Annotated in this window: 21 protein-coding genes and 2 pseudogenes; 11 read left to right on the top strand and 12 right to left on the bottom strand. The window is 54.5% G+C overall.

The genetic code is table 11. The features are described from left to right. Nucleotides 1-827: 827 nt before the first annotated feature. Nucleotides 828-1,004, top strand: a pseudogene (locus tag ACTO3O_RS00585) (Arm DNA-binding domain-containing protein); the annotation flags it as partial. Nucleotides 1,005-1,181: 177 nt separating this feature from the next. On the opposite strand, the pseudogene ACTO3O_RS00580 reads toward ACTO3O_RS00585, so the two are convergent. The 3 genes and pseudogenes from ACTO3O_RS00580 to mnmE all read right to left on the bottom strand — a co-directional run. Next, nucleotides 1,182-1,794 (bottom strand): annotated as a pseudogene (locus ACTO3O_RS00580) (site-specific integrase); the annotation flags it as partial. 184 nt (nt 1,795-1,978) lie between these two features. Then, on the bottom strand, nt 1,979-2,263 hold the full coding sequence (locus ACTO3O_RS00575) for a helix-turn-helix domain-containing protein (protein WP_297829574.1): 285 nt from the start codon (nt 2,261-2,263) through the stop codon (nt 1,979-1,981). 401 nt (nt 2,264-2,664) lie between these two features. Then, nucleotides 2,665-4,038: a tRNA uridine-5-carboxymethylaminomethyl(34) synthesis GTPase MnmE gene (gene mnmE / locus ACTO3O_RS00570; protein WP_297829572.1), complete on the bottom strand. Its 1,374-nt coding sequence runs from the start codon at nt 4,036-4,038 to the stop codon at nt 2,665-2,667. A 70-nt stretch (nt 4,039-4,108) separates the two neighbouring features. Here mnmE and ACTO3O_RS00565 point away from each other — a divergent pair, with 70 nt between their 5' ends. Beyond that, complete coding sequence (locus tag ACTO3O_RS00565; RefSeq protein ID WP_297829570.1) at nt 4,109-5,257, top strand: iron-containing alcohol dehydrogenase; 1,149 nt, start codon at nt 4,109-4,111, stop codon at nt 5,255-5,257. Between the two features lie 12 nt (nt 5,258-5,269). After that, nucleotides 5,270-5,620 (top strand): cupin domain-containing protein, encoded by a 351-nt coding sequence (locus tag ACTO3O_RS00560; RefSeq protein WP_297829567.1) that lies wholly within the window; start codon nt 5,270-5,272, stop codon nt 5,618-5,620. Nucleotides 5,621-5,684: 64 nt separating this feature from the next. Here the strand turns inward: ACTO3O_RS00560 and greA are convergent, their stop codons facing one another. Next, nucleotides 5,685-6,155 carry a transcription elongation factor GreA gene (greA, locus tag ACTO3O_RS00555; RefSeq protein ID WP_294591150.1) on the bottom strand — a complete coding sequence of 157 codons (471 nt, stop codon included), beginning with the start codon at nt 6,153-6,155 and terminating at the stop codon, nt 5,685-5,687. A 205-nt stretch (nt 6,156-6,360) separates the two neighbouring features. Between greA and ACTO3O_RS00550 the strand changes: the two genes are divergently transcribed. The 6 genes from ACTO3O_RS00550 to ACTO3O_RS00525 are packed head-to-tail and all read left to right on the top strand — an operon-like array spanning nt 6,361 to nt 13,213. Further along, nucleotides 6,361-6,978 carry an IMPACT family protein gene (locus ACTO3O_RS00550; RefSeq protein ID WP_297829564.1) on the top strand — a complete coding sequence of 206 codons (618 nt, stop codon included), beginning with the start codon at nt 6,361-6,363 and terminating at the stop codon, nt 6,976-6,978. Between the two features lie 12 nt (nt 6,979-6,990). Next, nucleotides 6,991-7,902, top strand: coding sequence for an aspartate carbamoyltransferase (gene pyrB / locus ACTO3O_RS00545; RefSeq protein WP_297829561.1), 912 nt, complete (start codon nt 6,991-6,993; stop codon nt 7,900-7,902). Between the two features lie 32 nt (nt 7,903-7,934). Beyond that, nucleotides 7,935-8,420 carry an aspartate carbamoyltransferase regulatory subunit gene (pyrI, locus tag ACTO3O_RS00540; protein WP_297829558.1) on the top strand — a complete coding sequence of 162 codons (486 nt, stop codon included), beginning with the start codon at nt 7,935-7,937 and terminating at the stop codon, nt 8,418-8,420. A gap of 43 nt (nt 8,421-8,463) precedes the next feature. Next, nucleotides 8,464-11,319, top strand: coding sequence for an excinuclease ABC subunit UvrA (gene uvrA, locus ACTO3O_RS00535; RefSeq protein ID WP_298080522.1), 2,856 nt, complete (start codon nt 8,464-8,466; stop codon nt 11,317-11,319). After that, nucleotides 11,319-12,569, top strand: a complete 1,251-nt coding sequence (locus tag ACTO3O_RS00530; RefSeq protein WP_297830409.1) for a M16 family metallopeptidase — start codon at nt 11,319-11,321, stop codon at nt 12,567-12,569. The genes uvrA and ACTO3O_RS00530 overlap by 1 nt, the downstream gene beginning before the upstream one ends. Before the next feature lie 2 nt (nt 12,570-12,571). Then, nucleotides 12,572-13,213, top strand: coding sequence for an O-methyltransferase (locus tag ACTO3O_RS00525; protein WP_297830407.1), 642 nt, complete (start codon nt 12,572-12,574; stop codon nt 13,211-13,213). Here the strand turns inward: ACTO3O_RS00525 and ACTO3O_RS00520 are convergent. From ACTO3O_RS00520 to rplM, 8 genes are all read right to left on the bottom strand, one after another. Next, nucleotides 13,197-14,033 carry a metal ABC transporter permease gene (locus ACTO3O_RS00520; protein ID WP_297830405.1) on the bottom strand — a complete coding sequence of 279 codons (837 nt, stop codon included), beginning with the start codon at nt 14,031-14,033 and terminating at the stop codon, nt 13,197-13,199. The genes ACTO3O_RS00525 and ACTO3O_RS00520 overlap by 17 nt on opposite strands. Further along, nucleotides 14,033-14,827, bottom strand: a complete 795-nt coding sequence (locus ACTO3O_RS00515) for a metal ABC transporter ATP-binding protein (protein WP_297830403.1) — start codon at nt 14,825-14,827, stop codon at nt 14,033-14,035. Before ACTO3O_RS00515 ends, ACTO3O_RS00520 begins: the two co-directional genes overlap by 1 nt. After that, nucleotides 14,824-15,681 carry a metal ABC transporter solute-binding protein, Zn/Mn family gene (locus tag ACTO3O_RS00510; RefSeq protein ID WP_297830401.1) on the bottom strand — a complete coding sequence of 286 codons (858 nt, stop codon included), beginning with the start codon at nt 15,679-15,681 and terminating at the stop codon, nt 14,824-14,826. Before ACTO3O_RS00510 ends, ACTO3O_RS00515 begins: the two co-directional genes overlap by 4 nt. A gap of 1 nt (nt 15,682) precedes the next feature. Continuing rightward, nucleotides 15,683-16,174 carry a GAF domain-containing protein gene (locus ACTO3O_RS00505; protein WP_297830399.1) on the bottom strand — a complete coding sequence of 164 codons (492 nt, stop codon included), beginning with the start codon at nt 16,172-16,174 and terminating at the stop codon, nt 15,683-15,685. A gap of 87 nt (nt 16,175-16,261) precedes the next feature. Beyond that, the gene (tsf, locus tag ACTO3O_RS00500) at nt 16,262-17,086 is read right to left on the bottom strand and encodes a translation elongation factor Ts (RefSeq protein WP_297624762.1); all 825 of its coding nucleotides are present in this window, start codon (nt 17,084-17,086) and stop codon (nt 16,262-16,264) included. Nucleotides 17,087-17,213: 127 nt separating this feature from the next. Next, nucleotides 17,214-18,071 carry a 30S ribosomal protein S2 gene (rpsB, locus tag ACTO3O_RS00495; protein WP_297830397.1) on the bottom strand — a complete coding sequence of 286 codons (858 nt, stop codon included), beginning with the start codon at nt 18,069-18,071 and terminating at the stop codon, nt 17,214-17,216. Between the two features lie 208 nt (nt 18,072-18,279). Further along, entirely contained in the window at nt 18,280-18,675 is a 396-nt protein-coding gene (gene rpsI, locus ACTO3O_RS00490; protein ID WP_297830395.1) for a 30S ribosomal protein S9, read from the bottom strand. Beyond that, nucleotides 18,675-19,130 carry a 50S ribosomal protein L13 gene (gene rplM / locus ACTO3O_RS00485; protein ID WP_294591175.1) on the bottom strand — a complete coding sequence of 152 codons (456 nt, stop codon included), beginning with the start codon at nt 19,128-19,130 and terminating at the stop codon, nt 18,675-18,677. The genes rpsI and rplM overlap by 1 nt, the downstream gene beginning before the upstream one ends. Nucleotides 19,131-19,318: 188 nt before the next feature. Here rplM and truA point away from each other — a divergent pair, with 188 nt between their 5' ends. Together truA and ACTO3O_RS00475 are read left to right on the top strand one after the other, a co-directional pair. Continuing rightward, nucleotides 19,319-20,056: a tRNA pseudouridine(38-40) synthase TruA gene (truA, locus tag ACTO3O_RS00480; RefSeq protein WP_294591177.1), complete on the top strand. Its 738-nt coding sequence runs from the start codon at nt 19,319-19,321 to the stop codon at nt 20,054-20,056. A 34-nt stretch (nt 20,057-20,090) separates the two neighbouring features. Further along, nucleotides 20,091-21,533 carry an aminoacyl-histidine dipeptidase gene (locus ACTO3O_RS00475; RefSeq protein WP_297830392.1) on the top strand — a complete coding sequence of 481 codons (1,443 nt, stop codon included), beginning with the start codon at nt 20,091-20,093 and terminating at the stop codon, nt 21,531-21,533. Nucleotides 21,534-21,540 lie beyond the last annotated feature (7 nt).

The following is a 21,540-nucleotide window of genomic DNA, read 5'->3' as shown; positions in this document are numbered from 1 at the left end:
ATTTTATCTCCTTTCTTGAGTTCTGTCATTGCTATTAAATCCTACTCCGTAAAGTTCAACTGATGGTACTGATGTTATCTCGCCAAGCTGTCCACAAGACAGACGAGTAACCACTCTTTGTCCGTGTCAGCATATGACGAATCCACAAGAGCAAAAATGAAATTGTTTGCTCTTGCAATAAGGACAACTCGAATATTTTGACTCAAGCTCAACGCTTCCGTGCACTTGTTGTGAATCATATCTCTCACGCTGGGCTTTGTCTTTACCTATCTTGCCCACACAAATTTATAGGCATTTTTCCGTAGATAGTCACTCTGACATTGCCCATCGAAGTTGGATGAGCAACATCAGATACCCACGATGTATGATATATGACACATCCCCACATTTGCAAGCATGACAATTCGCATGACATAACGTATGGGTGTCTTCTATTGTCTCGTGTTTGACTTCGATATTGAAACTGTCAGGTTTCTACATGAAGAACAAAGCGTAAGAAACGCTTGTTAAGTATGTCTGGGTATACATACTTAAGAGCACTCATTGTCAATGGCGAAATTAATGAAAATCTCTGAAAAAGGCTAAGAAAAAGGGCGAAAAGTCTTCGTAATGCCTATTAATAAGGTGTTGGTGAAGACAAAAGAAGACAGACGAAAAAACGGAGTAATGCAAAGGAAAACGGATTTATGAAGCGGTCGGGTTTTCCAATCATTACCCGCTGAAATGCGATTTTTAACACGTGGCACTGACATTTTCTATGTGTGGCTGTGTTTGGCTTACAAGGTCTAACTCGTTGATAATTAACTTTGCAATCAAAGAAAACGAGTATGGCAATCAGCACATTCAGTGTGCTGTTCTACGTGAACGGCAGCAAGGAGAAGAACGGTATTGTCCCCATTATGGGACGGGTGACAATCAACGGGACTGCGGCACAGTTCTGTTGCAAGCAGAGTGTTTTGAAAACGCTTTGGGACGTGAAAGGGAATAGGGCGAATGGTAAAAGTTACTAGGTTTTGGAAACCAGTTATTTGTAGGTTGAGATAGATGGCTCCTATAACAATGGTACACATCCTACGATAATAAAATAGCTGCTGTATATTTGCCCAACTATAGTGTAAGACGGTATATATTTAAGTAGTAGTGAACGCGTTCTTGTGTGTCAGTGTCTTTGGGCTCGTTTAAATGTCTGGATATAAGTGTCTTTGGGAAATTGCGCGGGAGTGGCAGAATCCGTGAAAGGTTATCGGTTTCGTTATTCGTACCTTTTTGAGCCAGTTTTTCAGTGGGTAGTTAATCATACTCTGCTTCAAGCCTTTGAAAACCTTACCAGTATCTGGCGTACCGCACAGCTTGTAGGTTTTGTAGCTGATAGGGAGTGTCGCTTCCGTTTGGGTTTTCTGTGTTCTGATACGCAAGCAATAGCCTTGGTTGGAAGCGATGGCGAAGTCTTCCCGTTGAAGATTGAGAATATCGCTAATGCGTAGTCCTGTCAGGCAAGCAAGCAAGGAGGCGGCTTTCAGAACGGGGATGTCGTAAGGAGTGGTCACGGAACTTCTTGCACAAGTCCACATTCACTTCGCCAAAGGTACATTGCCCTTTAATTGTAGAAATGTTGATAGACAAACGCCTATTTCTAGTCTTTGTTTTGGCACATCTTCTTGAAGTAGGTGAGGAAGTTGGTTTTCTGTTTGGTCTTATCCAAGAAGCCAAACTCTTCATTGATGAGCGATTGTACCTGATGCAACGGATAACCTCTGCCTTGTTCAACATATCGTTGTTGAACTCTCGTTCCATCTCGTTCTTAGGATGAGCATAGATGTAGATAAGGTCATGCCGAATTTATCCTGCATTTCTTGGGTGCTATACCATTCGGTAATGTCGGGGTTCGGGGTTTTCTTGAAGAAGTAAGCGTTCATGTGTTTCTTGCTCCAATAGGTTTTGCCACGATTGAAAGTCCGAGGAATGTTGTTCCTTTTGTCTACTGCAAATATCCTGATTCGTTTACATGGTATTTCTCTTTCACTTCGGCTGTGGTGTAGAAATCGGTGATAGGGGCTTTCTCTTTTGTCGGAGTATGGAACTCTGTCGGATTATTGAATAACTCATCAATATCTCCTTTCTTCAAAAGGTATTTGAAACTTAATCGAATGACCTTTAATTCACCTCGTTTAATGTAACCGTAAACGGTAGGTTGGGTTATTTCGAGATAAATCGCAGTTTCGGTGATTGTGAGAAATGGTTTTTGCAATAGGTTTTTCTTCAATCTTCTTTTCTACTATTTGATCATTTGCCCTGATTGTTTTATTACGCTTTTTTTCGCAAAAATGCATTAGCGCATTGTCTGGAACAACGCGCTGTTGTTGTCTTTTGGGCGATAAACTCTTTACTGCACCAAGCGCAAATTCGTTTAATTAGGTTATAATATCTTTATTTCTCCGTTATTTCTGTCAATTCCCGTAAAACCGTGTAAAATGGCGTAAAGTTTCTCTACTACCTTGCCTCCCGATTTTCGAGCGTGTACGAGCGAGCAACAAATGCGGTATAAAAATGAGCTGAAAAGCCCTATAAACGATGACCATCGCTTGTAAGGCTAAAAAGAAAGACGCTCTCAATGAACGCCTTAATAATCGTTGATGATATATGCTAATCGTTGGTAATCACTACCTACTTGCCGATGCAGAACTTGCTGAAGATATTGCCGAGAATGTCATCCGTCGTGATCTCGCCGGTGATTTCGCCCAGGTGATGAAGTACCTGGCGGATCTCCTCGCTAATCAAATCTGCCGGCAGCCCGTTCTCCAAAGCCATTATGGCACGTGTCAGAGCATCTTCCGCCCGGAGTAGCGCGTCATAATGACGGACGTTTGTCACGATGAGCGTGTCAGCTTCGCCGCGATGAGCGAATTTTGCCGAAAGCAGTTGTTTCAGCTCTTCGATACCCACTCCCGTCCGGGCCGACAGGCTGAGTACCCGGGCCGAGTCTGTCAGATCGTGCGCCAAGTCCGCGGTATCCCAAATGTCGTTCTTGTTCAGCAAAACGATCAGCTGCTGCTCCGGCGACAGCCCCAGTTCTGCTATCTGTCTCCGGACTTCGGCGGCTGAAAACGGTTCGGCAATCAGCAACAGCACCACCTGAGCCCGAGCCATGCGCTCTTTGGCCCGTTCGATGCCCAGCGCTTCGATCCGGTCGTCCGTGTGGCGCAGTCCCGCCGTGTCGATGAATCGGCACCGAATTCCCTCCAACACGATCGACTCCTCGATGAAATCCCGCGTCGTGCCAGCCACCTCCGAAACGATCGCCCGCTCTTCGCCGATCAACCGGTTCAGAAGAGTCGATTTGCCGGCGTTGGGAGCTCCTACGATGGCTACCGGAACACCGTTTTTCAGGATGTTGCCCGTGCGGAACGAATCCGCCAGTGTACGGCACCGTCCCTGAATGTCGGCGAGCAGCTGTTGCAACTCTTTCCGGTCGGCAAACTCCACATCCTCTTCCGAAAAATCCAATTCCAATTCCAGTAACGATGTAATATGCAGTAGCTTGTCCCGCAGCCCAGCCAACTCGACCGCATATCCGCCCCGCATCTGGTTCAGGGCGATCCGATGCGCCGCGCCGCTTTCCGAAGCGATCAGGTCGGCCACCGCTTCGGCTTGCGAGAGGTCGAGTTTGCCGTTCAAAAACGCCCGTCGCGTGAACTCTCCCGCTGCGGCCGGCGTGGCGCCCCGTCGGACGAGAAGTCCTAAAATCTCTTGTACGATGTACGTGGAACCGTGGCACGAGATTTCGACCATCTCTTCGCCCGTGTAGGAGTGCGGAGCCCGAAAAACGGTGACGATCGCCTCGTCCAATAGCCGTTTGCCGTCTGCGATGGTGCCTAAATGAGCCGTGTAGCCCTTTGCCGAGGCTAGCGGTTTGGAGAAGATGCTTTCGGCGATCGAAAGCGCTTCGGGGCCGCTAAGGCGGATCAGAGCGATCGCTCCGCCCGAACCGGAGGCCGGAGCGGCGATGGTCGTCGCGGATGAGAGAGTCGGTTTTTGCATGGCGAGCCGTGGTATTTCGGTACAAATATCTTAAATTAGCCGATGTGAAAATAATAAACTGCTTGAGAAGATGAATAATTTTACGTTTTGCAACCCGACGAAGCTGATTTTCGGGAAAGGGACGATCGCTCGCATCGCCCGGGAGATTCCGGCCGGAGCGAAAATCATGATGACTTACGGCGGCGGGAGTATCCGTCGAAACGGCGTGTACGACCAGGTGACGGCGGCTCTCAAGGGGCGCGGAGTGGTGGAGTTCGGCGGAATCGAACCCAATCCGCAGTACGAGACATTGGTAAAGGCTGTCGAACTGGCGCGTGCCGAGGGGGTGGATTTTCTGCTGGCGGTCGGCGGCGGGTCGGTGATCGACGGGACGAAATTCATTGCCACCGCATTGAAGTACGAGGGTGATCCGTGGGATTTTCTGCTCGACCCGTCGAAAGCGGTCGATGCGATGCCGTTGGCGACGGTGCTGACCCTGCCGGCCACCGGGTCGGAGATGAACAATGGCGCCGTCGTGTCCCGCAAGGAGCTGAACGAGAAGCTGGCTTTTCATAACCCGAAGTGCTACCCGCTCTTTTCGGTGCTCGATCCGGAGGTCTGCTACTCGTTGCCGCAGCGGCAGATCGTCAATGGGATCGTCGACTCGTTCGCCCATACGCTGGAGCAGTATCTGACGTTCGATACGCAGGCGATGGTGATGGACCGTTGGGCTGAGGGGCTGTTGCAGACCTTGGTCGAGCTCGGGCCGAAGCTGGTAGAACGGCATGATCGATACGATGAGGTGGCCAATTTTATGCTGACGGCGACCATGGCGCTCAACGGGTTTATCGCTATGGGCGTGCCGCAGGATTGGGCTACGCATATGATCGGACACGAGCTGACGGCTCTCCACGGCTTGGATCACGGGGTGACGCTGGCGATCGTCTATCCGGGGATGATGCGGGTGATGCGGCGCGAGAAGTTCGACAAACTGGTGCAGTATGCCGAGCGGGTGTGGGACGCGACGGGGACGCCGGAGGAGAAGGCGGAGGCGGCGATCGTGAAGACCGATGAGTTTTTCCGGGCGCTGGGGATGAAGACCCGGCTGTCGGAGCACGGAATCGGACAGGAGACGATCGATTTCATCGTGGAACGCTTCCGGAAGCGGGGCTGGAACTTAGGAGAGACCGGCAAGGTCACGCCGGAACGGGTGGCCGAGATTCTCCGGGAACGGTTGTAGACCTTGGAGGAGATGGGAAATATCTTCGATAAGCGGGGCATCGTGCCTCCGGGATCGGCACAGGAGCAGGGGAGAGAGGTGTTCGATACGCTTCTCTCCGTGGCTGCGACGGCCGGACAGCGGGTGAGGCTCGAACGGATCATGTCGTTCGGCGAGGAGCACGGCGAGTGGTATGATCAGGGGTGGGACGAGTGGGTGATGGTGGTTCGGGGCGAGGCTGCGCTGGAGTGGGGCGACGGCTCGGTGACGGAGCTGGAGGCGGGGGATTATCTGTTGATCGAAGCACATCGCAGGCATCGGGTACTCAGAACGTCGTTCGACTGCGTCTGGCTGGCTTTGCATTTGGGAGGGGAAGGGGAGTAGTAAACGAAAAAAGCGACCTGTTTTTTAGGTCGCTTTTTGTATATTCCCAATTCAGGATATAAGGTTAAATCGAGATATCCAACACCTCTAATTTCAGAATGCCCGACGGCACCTGCACCTCGATCACATCCCCGCGTTTCTTGCCCAGCAAAGCCTGTGCGATCGGCGTGCCGATGGAGAGTTTCCCCTCTTTCAAATTGGCCTCGTTCTCCGACACGAGCGTGTATTCCACCGTCTTCCCGAGGTTGATGTTCTTGATCGTCACCCGGTTGAGCATCTGAATCGTGTTGGTGTTGAGTTTCGATTCGTCGATAATACGCGCCCCTGCGATCGTCGCCTCCAACTTGGCGATCCGCATTTCGAGCATCCCCTGCGCCTCCTTGGCCGCGTCGTACTCTGCATTTTCCGACAGGTCGCCCTTGTCCCTCGCCTCGGCAATCTGGGCCGAAATCACCGGCCGTTCGGCTTTCAGCACGTCCAGCTCGGCGCGCAGTTTCCGCAATCCCGCTTCCGTTATGTAATTCACTTTTGCCATAATGCTGCTTTTTATATGCGACAAAAAAATAAACCCCCGAAACCCTAAATAGGTGCCGGGAATCCATTCGTGTCTGATAACACAGCAAAGGTAGGGATTATTTCCGGAAAAACCAAACTCGACCGGCGGGGGCGATTATTCTGCTGCGACGGCTTGGTTATCCGACGGCGAATGGCTATTTTTGTTCAGATAATCCGACCGGATCGTGAACAGCGATACTTATCTGACCATCGCGGCCCCTGCCGAAGGGCTCTACAAGGACAAAGGCAGCCGTTTTCTGGCCTTTGCCTATCCTGTTTTTTCCGAGTCCGATATCAAACCGCTGGTCGATGCGCTGAAGACGGAGTATTACGATGCCCGACACCATTGCTATGCGTGGCAGTTGGGGATCGAGGCTTCGGAGGGCGGTGTGCGGTTTCGGGCTAACGACGACGGCGAACCGGCCGGGAGTGCGGGGCGACCGATACTGGGGCAGCTGCTTTCGCGGGGGGTGACGAATGTGCTGGTCGTGGTGGTGCGGTATTTCGGCGGAATCAAACTGGGCGTTCCGGGGCTGATTGCGGCTTATAAGGGGGCGACGGCCGATGCGTTGGCGGCGGCCGAGGTGGTGGAGCGGACGGAAAATCGGGAGGTCGTCGTGGAGTTTCCTTATCTGGCGATGAACGAGGTGATGCGGGTGGTCAAGGAGATGGCGCCGGAGGTGCTGGGGCAGGATTTCGACCTCGCTTGTCGGATGCGGCTCTCCATTCGGTTGCGGGATGCCGGATCGCTGGTGGATCGGATGGCGGGAATTGAAGGGGTAAATGTCTCATTATCATCATAGCGCGCAAAAATTATGAAGGAAAAACAGAGTCTGGTTTCGATCCACGATTTCACCAAGGAGGATATTCTCCGCATTATGGAGCTGGCGGCCGATTTCGAAGCCAACCCGGATCAGCGGCTGCTGTACGGCAAGGTGGTGGCTTCGCTCTTTTTCGAACCTTCGACCCGGACGAGGCTCAGTTTCGAGAGCGCGATCAACCGGCTGGGGGCGCGGGTGATCGGCTTTTCGGACATGAACAACACCAGCGTGACCAAGGGCGAGACGCTGCACGATACCATCAAGGTGATTTCGAACTATTGCGACATGATCGTGATGCGGCATCCGGTCGAAGGGGCGGCGCGCTATGCCAGCGAAGTGTCGCGGGTGCCGGTGGTCAATGCGGGCGACGGGGCCAATCAGCATCCGAGCCAGACGCTGCTCGACCTCTATTCGATCCTCAAGACGCAGGGGCGGTTGGATAATATCAATATCATGATGGTGGGAGACTTGAAGTACGGGCGGACGGTGCATTCGCTACTGGAGGCGCTGTCGCACTTCAAGGCCGAGTTTACGTTCGTCTCGCCGCCGGAGTTGCAGATGCCGACGGAATACAAGATGCAGCTTTACGAGCGGGGGATTTCGTATTACGAGACGGCGGATATGATGGAGCGGATGGGGATGGCCGATATCATCTACATGACGCGGGTGCAGCGCGAGCGGTTCTCGGATGTGATGGAGTACGAGCGGGTGAAGAATGCCTATATCCTGCACAACGACATGCTGGCCGATACGAAGCCGAACATGCGGATTCTGCATCCGCTGCCGCGGGTCAATGAGATCGCGCCAAACGTGGACACCAATCCGAAAGCCTACTGGTTCCAGCAGACGGAAAACGGGGTTTATACCCGAATGGCTATTATGGCTTATCTTTTCGGGGTCAAATAATTGGGAGGTTTCATTTAAAGTAATTCGTAATCATGTCGGAAGAACGGAAAAATCATAAAAAGGGCGTTTTGGAGGTCAGCGCGATCGAAAACGGGACGGTGATCGACCACATTCCGCCGACCAGTTTGTTCAAGGTAATCAAACTGTTGGGGCTGGATTGGACGACGCATCAGGTGACCTTCGGGACCAATTTGCAGAGCAAGCGGATCGGGACGAAAGCGATTATCAAGATTGCGGACAAGGATTGTGCGGACGAGGAAATCGGGTATATCTCGCTGGTGGCTCCGTCGGCGCGGATCAATATCATTCGGGATTACGAGGTGGCGGAGAAGCGGGTGGTCGAGGTGCCGACCCATGTCGAAGGCTTTGTCAAGTGCGGCAATCCGATGTGTGTGACCAATCAGGAACCCCACGTCCGGACGCGATTCGACGTCTTTACCCGAAATGGAGAGCTGGCTCTGCGGTGCAAATACTGTGAAAAGATTACCGCTCAGGAGCAGATCGAGATTATACGATAGGCGACGGTTGCGACGTTGGTATATAGTTAATTGAGCTTATCGAATGGAACAATATATTCATGTAAAGGGCGCCCGGGTTCACAACCTCAAGGATATAGAGATTAAGATTCCGCACAACAAGCTGGTGGTGGTGACTGGTTTGTCGGGTTCGGGAAAGTCTACCCTGGCGTTCGATACCATTTTTGCGGAGGGGCAGCGGAGGTATGTGGAGAGCTTGTCGGCCTATGCGCGGCAGTTTTTGGGGAAGATCGAAAAACCGGATGTCGATTTCATTACGGGGATCGCTCCGGCGATTGCGGTGGAGCAGAAGGTCAATACGCGCAATCCGCGGTCGACGGTGGGGACGACGACGGAGATTTACGATTACTTGCGGCTGCTGTTTGCGCGGATCGGGAAGACCTATTCGCCGGTGAGCGGCGAGGAGGTGAAGGCGCATACGGTGCAGGATGTGGTGGATGCCGCAGCGACGGCGCCGGTCGGGACTCGGGCGATGGTGGCGGCGCCGGTGGCGTTGCACGAGGGGCAGGGGGTGATCGAAAAGCTGACGCTGCTGATGAAGGACGGTTTCGAGCGATTGGTGTTGCGTTCGTCGGCTTCCGGAGAGGTGAAGTACGTGCAGGATATTTTGCCGGAGATCGAGCAATATGCCGTGGAGGATTTGGCGGTGGTGGTCGACCGGTTTTCCGTGCCGGAGGGAGCGGAGGAGGACAAGGAGTGGGGGAGTCGTCTGTTCGATTCGGTGCAGACGGCGTTCGAGGTGGGGGATGGACGGTGTTTGCTGATTTTGTTTTCCGCTCGGGAACAGGGAGATAGGTGGATTCAGTTCAAGGAGTTTTCCAATAGGTTCGAGGCGGACGGTATCGTGTTTCAGCGGCCGTTCGAACATATGTTCAGCTTCAACAATCCGTTGGGAGCGTGTCCGCGTTGCGAGGGCTATGGGCGTGTGGTGGGGATCGACGAAGATTTGGTCATTCCGGACAAGTCGAAGACGATTTACGACGATGCCATAGTCTGTTGGCGGGGCGAAACGATGAAGTGGTGGAAGGAGCAGCTGGTGATGAACGCTTCGAAGTTCGGCTTTCCGATCCACCGGCCGTTTTACGAGCTGAGCGAGGAGGAACGGAGGCTGCTTTGGCGGGGAAACAGCTATTTTCACGGGCTGGATGAATTTTTCGAATACCTGGAAAAGGAGCGTTATAAGATTCAGTATCGAGTGATGCTCTCGCGGTATACGGGGAAGACAACCTGTCCGGATTGCTGCGGAGCGCGGCTCAGGCCGGAGGCGCTCTATGTGCAGGTCGGCGGGCGGACGATCGCCGAACTGGTGCGGATGCCGGTGAGCGAGTTGAAAGCGTTTTTTGCGCATCTGGATCTCGACGGACACGATGCGGAGGTCGGCGGGCGGGCGTTGACGGAGATTAGGAGCCGGTTGCAATATCTTGAAGATGTGGGGCTTTCGTATCTGACGTTGGATCGGCTCTCTTCGACGTTGTCGGGCGGCGAGAGCCAGCGGATCAATCTGGCCACGTCGCTGGGGAGCAGTTTGGTCGGGTCGCTCTACATTTTGGACGAGCCGAGTATCGGGCTGCACCCGCGGGATACGGAGAAGCTGATCGGGGTGCTGAAACAGTTGCGCGACCTCGGAAATACGGTGATTGTGGTGGAGCATGATGTCGAGATTATTCGGGCGGCGGACGAGGTGGTCGATATCGGGCCGATGGCGGGTTATTTGGGCGGCGAGGTGGTTTTCCAGGGGGCGTTCGGAGCGATGGAGGCGGCGGCGAAACGGAAGCAGAATCGGAGTCTGACGGTGCGTTATCTGACGGGACGCGAGGCGATCGAGATGCCGGAGCGGGTCAGGAAGTGGAACAGCTATATCGAAATCAAGGGGGCGCGGGAGCATAATCTGAAAAATATCGATGTGAAGATTCCGCTGGGGGTGATGACCTGTATTACGGGGGTGAGCGGGAGCGGAAAGTCGTCGCTGGTGAAGAGTATTCTCTATCCGGCTTTGCGGCGTGCGCTGACCGAGACGGGCGATCGGCCGGGAGATTTCGATGGCATCGAGGGCGATATTTCGCGGATCAAGGGGGTGGAGATGATCGACCAGAACCCGATCGGACGCTCTTTGCGGTCGAATCCGGTGACCTATATCAAGGCTTACGATGAAATCCGAAAACTATTTGCAGAACAGCAGCTTGCGAAACAATATAAATTCGATTCGTCGAGTTTTTCGTTCAACATTGCCGGCGGGAGGTGCGAGGAGTGCAAGGGCGAGGGGGTGATTCGGGTCGAGATGCAGTTTATGGCCGATGTGGAGCTGGTTTGCGAGGCGTGTAATGGACGGAGGTTTCGGGACGAGATTTTGCAGGTGAGGTATCACGATAAGTCGATTTATGATGTACTGGAGATGAGTATCGACGAGGCGATCGACTTTTTCGGCGGGTATGCGGAGCAGGATAAGATCAATCTGCGGATTGTCGAGAAGCTCAAGACGTTGCAGGATGTCGGATTGGGGTATGTCAAGCTGGGGCAGTCGTCGTCCACTTTGTCGGGCGGCGAGAGCCAGCGGGTGAAGCTGGCTTCGTTCTTGTTGAAGGAGAATAGCTCGCAACCGCTGTTGTTCATTTTCGACGAACCGACCACCGGGCTTCATTTTCACGATATCAAGAAGTTGCTGCGTTCATTTGAAGCGTTGATGCAGAAGGGGCATACGGTGGTGGTGGTCGAACATAATATGGATGTCGTGAAGTGTGCCGACTGGGTGATCGACCTCGGGCCGGAGGGGGGCGAGGCGGGAGGAGGACTCCTCTTTGCCGGTACGCCGCGAGAGTTGGCGGAGGCTCCGGCGGCGGTGGGAAGCCATACGGCGCATTATCTGAAGGAGGTGATCGGCTGATGGCGGAAAAAGAGTTCGATTCATTCACCTTGCCGAACGGGATGCGGTGCGTCCATCGACGGCCGGGGAGGCTGGCCGGGCGGGTGGCGCACCTGGCTCTGACGATCGGTGCCGGGACACGGGACGAGGCGGCGGCGCAACATGGGGTGGCGCACCTGGTTGAGCACCTGTTGTTCAAGGGGACGACCCGACGGTCGGCCTATCGGGTCAATAGTTTGCTGGAGAATGCGGGGGGCGAGTTGAATGCCTTTACCACCAAGGAGGAGACGGTGGTGCATGCGACTTTGTTGCGGTCGGAGTGTCGGAAAGGGGTGGATTTGCTGTCGGATATGGTTTTCCGGTCGCGTTTCGACGCGCGGGAGATCGACAAGGAGCGGGAGGTAATTATTGATGAGATCAACTCCTATAAAGACTCACCGGCGGAGTTGATTTTCGACGATTTCGAGGAGTTGTTGTTTGCCGGTTCGCCGCTCGGGCGGAATATTCTGGGCACGCCGCGGAACCTGAAGCGGGCGACGCGGCAGCAGTTGGTGGAGTATGTTTCGGGGCATTATCGGCCGGATCGGATCGTCTTTTCGGCATCGGTGGAGATGCCTCACAGCCGTTTTCGGGAGATTTGCGAACGCTATTTGGCGCCATTTGAGGCGACACAGGGGGGTGTTTTCACAGCAGAGGAGCGGCGTGCGCCGGAGCGGCAGCCGCAGTTCGATGTCGTGCGGCACAAGAATACCTATCAGACGCATTGCCTGTTGGGGGGGTACGGCTACGACCTGCACGACGAGCGGCGGCTCCGGCTGGCTTTTCTGATCAATCTGTTGGGCGGCCCGGCTTCGGTGTCGCGGCTCAACATGCTCTTGCGCGAGAAGTATGCCCTGACGTACAATGTCGAGGCGGGATATGTGCCGTATAGCGACAGCGGGATTTATACCATCTATCTGGGGTGCGAGCGCGACAAGGTGGAACGCTCCGTAGAGCTCGTTCGGGCGGAGTTGTGGCGGTTGCGGGAAACGAAACTGACGGCGGTGCAGCTGGCTCGGGCGAAACGGCAGTTTCTCGGCCAATGGATTCTGTCGTCGGAAAATACCGAAAACCTGATGTTGGGGATAGCCAAGAGTGTGCTGGTTTACAACGGTTTCGAGAAGGCGGAGGAGGTGGCGGCGAAAATCGGGGCGATTACGGCGGAGGAGCTGCTCGAAACGGCGAACGATATCTTCGCTGAAAATAATCTTTATACTCTGATATACAAGTAGGTATGGAGGCGGAATTGGAACGCTATATCCTCGATCACATCTCGCCGGAAGAGCCGGTATTGGCCGAACTGGATCGGCAGACCCACCTGAGGATGATTCAGCCGCGGATGCTCTCGGGGCATTGGCAGGGGGCTCTGCTGGAGATGTTCGTGCGAATGGTCGATCCGTTGTATGTGCTTGAATTAGGAACCTTTACGGGGTATTCGGCCATTGCGATGGCACGGGGACTCTCGCGCCAGGGGGCGGAGTTGCATACGGTCGAAATCGATGACGAATTGCAGGATTTCGCTGCCAGGTATATCGAACGAGCGGGATTGCGGGAGCGGATCGTGCAACATATCGGGCCGGCGTTGGAGGTAGTGCCGGCTTTGGGGCGGGTATTCGATCTGGTTTTTATCGACGCCGATAAGCGCGAATATCCGGATTACTATCGGATGCTGATGGAGGAAGGTTGGGTGCGGTCAGGGAGTATTATACTGGCCGACAATGTTTTGTGGAGCGGGAAAGTGGCGGATCTGCCTAAAAAGAACGACCGGCAGACGCAGGGAATCTTGACCTTCAATCGGATGGTACGCGACGATCCGCGGGTGGAGCAGGTCATGGTGCCGTTGCGAGACGGATTGACCATTATCCGTGTGAAATAGCGCGCGCTTTGCGGCCTATATATACTCCTGCTTTGACGAGGCAGAACGCTGCGGAGAGCACGGCAATGGCCGCTGCTCCGATCGGAATGTTGCCCACGTAACTGATATAGAGTCCGACCAGTACCGAAACGGTTCCGCCGATACAGGAACCGATCGTCAGCCGTTTGTAGTTTCGTGTCAGCATGCCCGCGATAACCGTCGGCAACGTCAGCAGCGACATCAGTAGGACGATTCCCATAGTTTTGATTGTCAGTACGATCGTAATCGCGATCAGGATCATCATCGTGTGTCCGATCGCGCCGACCGGCAGTCGTTGCGAAGCTGCGAACTCGCGGTCGAAGGCCGTGTACAGAATCGCCCGATAGCATGCGGTGAACAGCAGTAGCAAGATGCCATCCATGATTCCCAATCCGATCAGATCCGTTCGATTCACCAACAGGATATTGCCGAACAGAAAGCTCATCAGGTTCGGTGCATAGCCCGGTGTGAGAAAGATGAAGATGATGCCGATCGACATCCCGATCGACCAGAGAATGCCGGTTGCCGCATCCTCGCTGACTTTTCCCCGCCGGCTGAAGGTCTCGATACCGACCGCCGCTGCCACGGCGAACAATAAGGCGCTGACCAGCGGTGCGAATCCGAAATAGTAGGCGATTCCGATCCCACCGAACGAAGCGTGGGTAATGCCGCCGCTCATAAAGACCAGTTTCCGGGAGACGATGTGCGTCCCGACGATCCCGCATGCGATGCCAGAGAGCAAAGTGGCCAAGGCTGCGTAGCCCAAGAATCGGTAGGCGAAAATTTCCTGAATAAAATCCATTATTGCGGTTCGGAGGTTGTCGGTTTCGAGGCCTCGGTGCTGCATGCGCAACCCGAATGCCGAGTCAGTACGGTGTGCGGTACGGGCCCGTGCGAAATCAATTGGATCGGGCAGTCGTATTCTGCTAACTGCTCTTGTGTCAGGATGTTCGACGGATGGTAATGGAAGCATCGGTTGATGCAGACGATGCTTTTCACATAGCGGCTGATGGTTCCCAGGTCGTGTGAAACCATGATGATCGCCATCCGGTCGTTCAGTCGGGCGAGCAGTTCGTACAGCTCTTTTTCGAACCGATTGTCTACGAAGGTGGTCGGTTCGTCCAGAATCAGCAGTTGCGGTTCGGAGATCAGCGAACGGCAGAGCAGTACTCGTTGCAGCTCGCCGCCCGACAGCGCTCCGACCGGTCGCCCGGCCAACCGTCCGATGCCGATCTCTTCCAGCAGTTCCAGCGCCCGTTTCCGATCCGCCTTTCCGTAGCGGCCGAATAGTCCTTTGCGGGCTGCTAAGCCGGAGAGCACGATATCCGTCACTGAAATCGGAAATGTCCGATCGATATTTTTAATCTGGGGTAGATACCCGATACGCAAATCCGTCCGTGCGTACTCGATTTTTCCCGCCAGAGGAGCCAAACCGCCTGTGAGCGTGCGGATAAAGGTCGTTTTTCCGCCGCCGTTCGGCCCGATCACGCCGATGTAGTCCCGGTCGCAGACCGTCAGGTCGATACCGCTGACGATGGCTGCCTCGCCGGGATATCCGACGGCTAACCGATGGATGCGGAGCAGTTCGTTTGTCATTCGTTCAGAATTACTTGCAGGCTGTCGGCCAGTCGAGACATATTATCCATCCATTCTGCCGCCAACGGGTCGAATTCGATCGCCCGTCCGTTCGGCAGTTCGCGAACGATGGCTTGTGTCGCCGCATCGCTCGTTTGGGGTTGGAAGAAAACAGTTCGGATATCGGCTTTCTGCAAAGAATCGACCAACTGTTTGATATTCATGACGCTCGGCTCTTTCCCATCCGCCTCGACAGCGATCTGTTGCAACCCGTAATCGTCGGCGAAATAGGTGAGGGCGGTGTGACCGATGGCGAATTGTTTGCGTTTTGCCTTTTGTGCCACCCGTTGGAAGCGATGATCCAAGGTGTCGATCCGGACGGCGAAAATTTCCGCCCGTTGGCGATAGATTGCTGCCGAATCAGGCTCCAGTTTTCCCAAAAAATCGGCCACTTCCTTGCCGATTACGGCAACCCGTCGCGGTGAGAGCCAGATGTGCGGATCTATACCTCCGTGCGCATGTTTCTCTGACTGCGCAATATGCAACAGTTCGATCGGTTGCGAGACGTTGCATACGGGCGTCTTCGGTGCTGCCTCCGGAATTTTTTCCAGCAGGGTTTGTTCGAAGTCGATCAGACCGGTCGTGATATAGGCCCGAGCATCCGCCAATGCCTGAATTTGTCGCACGGTCGGTTCGTAGCTTTCCGGCGAGGAGGTCTCGGGTGCGAGTACTTCGACAGAACTCCCCGGCGCAACGATCTGTTCGACGATGTATTTGAGTGGAACGATCGAGACGAAAATCGATTGATTGTTCGGTTTAAATGAAGTTGTACAACCGGTTGTAAGTAATAGAAATAATAAGATAATTCGATTCATTTTATTGAAGGCGATTTCCGATTTTCTTCAATAGATTTTCCAGATTGACCGCATCGATTTCAGAAAAATCGTTCAGCCGGTCGCTGTCGATATCCAATACGGCGACAACCGTTTTACCCGAGCGATCGAAGATCGGAACGACGATTTCCGATCGCGAAGCGGAGCTGCATGCGATGTGTCCCGGAAAGGCATCTACATCTGCTACGATCTGGGTCGAAGCCTTTTTCCAAGCGGTTCCACAGACTCCTTTGCCGTATCCGATGCGGCTGCATGCTACGGAGCCCTGAAATGGCCCCAATACCAGTTCGTTGCCGACGACTCGATAGAAACCGACCCAAAAGAAACCGAATGCCTCTCGCAATACCGAGGCGACGTTGGCCATATTGGCTACCGGGTCGCTTTCGAGAGCGACCAATGCCTCTATCTGGGGCGATAGGGTGGCGTAGAGCTCGGCTCTGTCGTCGGTTTGCGGAATCGTCAGCTGTTCGGCCATGAGAAAATCGCGTGAAGGTGAACAAAGGTAATAAAAAAGCCTTTCTCTCCCGAAGGAAAGAAAGGCTGTGTGTAGCCGAAACTTACGTTAGTCGTTCAGCGAGAAGCGTTTGTATGCCACTACCGTCGCATCCGGATTGGCATTGTGGATAAACTGTGCCACGGTCATCTTATTGTCTTTCACCAAAGCCTGGTTTAGCAACGTAGATTCCTTGAGGAATTTACCCACTTTCCCTTCGGCGATTTTATCGAGCATCGCTTCCGGTTTGCCTTCTTGACGAGCCTGTTCGCGACCGATTTCGCGTTCTTTTTCCAGTACATCCGCCGGGCAGTCGTCTTTGCTGATCGAGATCGGTGCCATGGCAGCCGCCTGCATCGCCACGTCGTGTGCCACTTCTGCCGGAATCTGTGCGTTGAAGCCGATCAGCGTCCCGAGCTTGTTGTTCATATGAACGTAGCTTGCACACTGCGGAGCTTCGATCTTGGCGTAGTAGGTCAACTCGATCTTTTCACCGGTCTGGCCCGATTTTTCGGTCACCATCTCTTCAACGGTCTGCGCGCCGACTTTCAAGCTCTTCAGGGCGTCGATATCTGCCACGTCGTTTTTGATGGCGATGTCGAGCATCTCGTTCACCGTCTTGATGAATTCGTCGTTCTTGGCTACGAAGTCGGTTTCGCAAGCCAGACAGATGATATATCCTTTGGTATTCCCGTCGGTCAGCTTGGCTGCAACGACCCCTTCGGTCGCTTCGCGATCGGCCCGTTTGCTGGCTACGAGTTTCCCTTTTTCGCGGATAATGTCCTGTGCGCGGTCGAAATCGCCATTGGCTTCTGCCAGGGCTTTCTTGCAATCCATCATCCCTGCACCGGTCATTTTACGTAATTTGGCTACGTCTGCCGCTTTGATTTCCATGATTTTAGTCTCCTTTTCTAAGGTTTATAAACGTTACGTGCCGCGAGTTTAGTGTGTGTCCCACAGACTCCCGGCACGCTTACGCTCTTGGTTCGGTATGTGTGAATCTACCGTGTGTCCGAGTAAGTTATTCCGCAGCGTTTTCGAGAACTGCTTCCGCTTCGGTTTCTGCGACTGCTACCGGAGTAGCCGCATCAGCAGTATCTGCCGTTTTCTTCGTCCGCGGGCGCAGTTCTTTCTTGGCTGCCGCCGTAGCGCCGGCGGTTGCCGTTTCCGAAGCCTCTTTTTCTTTCTCTACCTTGCGTTCGGCCAGCCCTTCCTGAATCGCCGAGGTGACGGTATCCAGAATCACTTCGATCGATTTCGAAGCGTCGTCGTTCGCCGGAATCACGTAGTCGATATGCGTCGGGTCACAACAAGTATCAACCATGGCGAACACCGGGATATTGAGCCGTTTGGCCTCTTTCACGGCGTTGGCTTCTTTCTGTACGTCGATGACGAACAGAGCGGCCGGCAGTCTGGTGAGGTCTGCGATCGAACCGAGGTTCTTTTCGAGTTTGGCGCGCTGACGGGCGATCTGCAACTTTTCGCGTTTGCTGAAGTTGTCGTAGGTGCCGTCGTTGTTGAGTTTGTCGATGGTAGCCATCTTTTTGACGGCTTTCCGGATGGTGGGGAAGTTGGTGAGCATCCCGCCCGGCCACCGTTCGGTCACGTACGGCATAGCCACGCCGGCAACTTTTTCAGCAACAATCTCTTTGGCCTGTTTCTTGGTAGCCACGAAGAGGACTTTGCGGCCCGATTTGGCGATCTGTTTGAGCGCCGAAGCGGCTTCGTCGAGCTTCACGGCCGTTTTGTGGAGGTCGATGATGTGGATCCCGTTTTTTTCCATGAAGATATAGGGAGCCATTTTCGGGTTCCACTTCCGTTTGAGGTGTCCGAAGTGAACGCCGGCCTCTAAGAGTTGATTGAAATCTGTTCTTGGCATTTTTGCGATTTTTTAAAAATCTGTTTTTACTCTTTCGTCACCGTTCCGGTAGCGCTCTCGGGGCCATGGCTGGCCTGAGGTGAAAAGCAGTCCGGAGCGGTTTTCCGCGCCTTATGCAACGAAGCGGTAGTACTGTATGGGTAGTCTGCGTTCGTTTAGGCCGACAGTGGGGCCGGTAACATAAGGCGTGCAAAATGGTATGTGGGAACTACCGTTTGCTGAACTGGAACCGTTTGCGTGCACCCGGCCGCCCCGGTTTCTTCCGTTCCACCACGCGCGAGTCGCGGGTCAGGAAGCCGTTCTTTTTCAGTTCCGGACGGAGTTCGGCGTCCATTTCGATCAGGCAGCGCGAGATGCCCAATCTGGCAGCTTCGGCCTGTCCTTTGATCCCGCCGCCGGCGAGGTTGATCTTCACGTCGACGCCTTCAGCGAGGTTGGTCACCTGCAACGGCTGTTTCACGACGAATTGGAAGATCTCCATCGGGAAGTAGGTTTCGAGCGACCGATCGTTGATCGTGATCTTGCCGCTCCCGCCTGCGGTGAGGTATACGCGTGCAACGGCGGATTTTCTGCGACCGACTGCGTTTACAACTTCTTGGCTCATTATTTAATGTCGTTTAATTGGATGGTTTTAGGGGTTTGCGCAGCATGGGGGTGTTCCGCACCGGCATAGACCTTCAGGTTTCCGAAGATAGCCGCGCCCAGGCGATTCTTGGGCAGCATCCCTTTGACTGCTTTTTCGATGATGAAGGTCGGTTTTTTCACCAGGTATTCCGCCGGCGTGGTAAACCGTTGCCCGCCCGGGTATCCGGTGTGGCGGGTATAGACCTTGTCCGTCATCTTTTTCCCCGTGAGTCTCACTTTGTCGGCGTTGATAACGATGACGTTATCGCCGCAGTCGACGTGAGGAGTGTAGCTGGGCTTGTTCTTGCCGCGCAGGATTTTCGCCACCTGCGACGCGAGCCGCCCGAGCACTGCATCTGTCGCGTCGATCAGGTACCACTCTTTGGTAGCGGTCTCGGCATTGACAGAGATAGTTTTGTAGCTTAATGACTCCACTGTTCTACGTGTTTGTTGTTAATACTGTGTTTGTTGTGACCCATTCCCATACTTTATGGGGCGTGCAAAGGTAATTATTTTTCATGACTTTACAAATCTATCGACAAGCGGGGCGTTCTTTTTTCTGTGCGGGGCGGGTGGGTTTTCGAAAATTTTGGCTATATTGCACCCTATTACAAATGAGGATTATGGCGCGTTATTTCATCGAATTGTCTTATAACGGAGCGGCTTACAACGGTTGGCAGCGGCAGCCGAATGCGCCGTCGGTGCAGGAGACGTTGGAGGAGGGGTTGTCGCGGCTGCTGGGGGCGCCGCACGAGGTGGTCGGTGCGGGGCGGACCGATGCGGGGGTGCATGCGGCGTTCGCGGTGGCTCATCTCGATACGGAGGCGGAGCCGGAACTGGTGCTGGGGGCGGAGTTTTTGTATCATTTGAATTGCGTTTTGCCGAAAGATATCGGGGTGCGGAAAATTTATGCCGTGGCGGACGATAAACACGCCCGGTTCGATGCCAGACGGAGGGAGTATAAATATTATATTACGACGGTGAAGGATCCGTTTGCGGTTGGGACTTGCTGGCAGATTACGCAGCCGCTGAATCTGGATGCGATGCAGACGGCGGCGGTGGCGATGTTGCGGTACGAGGATTTCGCTTCGTTCGCCAAGCTGCATTCGGACAACAAAACGACGCGGTGTACGGTTTTCGGTGCGAATTGGCAGGCGGAGGGGGATCGGCTGATTTTTACTATCGCGGCGGATCGTTTCCTGAGGGGAATGGTGCGGGCTGTGGTGGGGACGCTGGTGGATGTCGGGCGGGGCAAGCTGACGCCGGCGCAGTTTTGCGCCGTCATCGAGAGCCGGGCGCGGGCCGAGGCGAGTGCACAGGCGCCGGCTTGCGGACTGTTTCTGACCGATGTGCAGTATTAATCTTAAGGTGGAGAACTAAAAAATACGATAGATCATGAAAGAGATGACCGAATTGGAGCCGAAAGCTCTGTGGAAACAATTTGCGAAGGTTTGTTCGATTCCGCACCCGTCGAAGTACGAGGAGAAGATACGGCAGTATGTGATTGATTTTGCCCAAACGCACGGACTGGAATATCAGCAGGATACGATAGGTAATATCGTGGTGCGCAAAGCGGCTGCCAAAGGATACGAAGGGCATCCGACGGTGATTCTTCAGGCGCATATGGACATGGTGCCGCAGAAGAACAGCGACCTGGAGTTCGATTTCGAGAAAGATGCCATCCGGCCTTATGTGGACGGCGATTGGGTGACGGCCGAAGGGACGACGCTCGGAGCGGACGACGGGATGGGGGTCAGCGCGATGCTGGCGATTCTGGAGGCGGACGATCTTCCTCACCCGGCTCTGGAGTGCCTCTTCACGGTAGACGAGGAGACGGGGCTGACGGGAGCCAATCAGCTGGCTACGGATATGTTGCGGGGCGATATCCTTATCAACCTCGATTCGGAAGACGAGGGGGAACTGTATGTGGGGTGTGCCGGAGCGGTCAATGTGACGGCCCGTTTCGAATACGAGGAGGAGGCGGTGCCGGGGGGATATGCGGGGTATGAAATTGCGCTTGCGGGGCTCAAGGGGGGACATTCCGGGCTGGAGATCATTTTGCAGCGGGGAAATGCCAATAAATTGCTGGCCAGGTTTCTGCGTGAGCAGTCGTATGCCCGGATCGCGACGATCGATGCGGGCGGGTTGCGGAATGCGATTCCGCGCGAGGCGAAGGCGGTGGTGGCGGTACCGGCGGATCGGGTTGCGGAGTTCGAAAAGGCGGCAGGGGAGTTCGAACTGACGATGCGGCACGAGTTGGCCCATGTGGAGGATAGCATTCGGTTCGGTGTGGTACGTCAGTCGCAGGCACCGGCGGCGGTGGCGACGGAAGATTTTCGGCAGCGGTTTATCGATGCGCTGACCGCTATGCCGGACGGGATTATCCGGATGAGCGATACGGTGCCGGGGCTGGTCGAGACTTCGACCAACATGTCGCGTGTCGGAATGGGGGACGGGAAGGCGGAACTGTTGTTCATGGTGCGGTGTATGGTCAATTATGGCAAGAAACGGGTGGTGGCGATGATCGACGCTGTGGTGACGCTGGCCGGCGGCCGGATCGAGGCGCAGGGAGACTATGACGGCTGGGCGCCGAATCCTGATTCGAAGATTTTGCATGTCATGAAGGCGGGGTACGAGAAGTTGTTCGGAAAGGTGCCGGAGGTGAAGGCGATCCATGCCGGGTTGGAGTGCGGCATTATCGGTGCGAAGTATCCGAAGCTCGATATGATTTCGATCGGGCCGACGATGCGTTTCCCGCACTCTCCGGACGAAAAAGTCGAGATCGCTTCGGTGGCGAAGTTCTACGCTTTCCTGTTGGATACGCTCAAAAATCTTTAGGAACCGC

Source organism: Rikenella sp., assembly GCF_056799795.1.
This window is presented reverse-complemented; position numbering and strand designations above follow the sequence as displayed.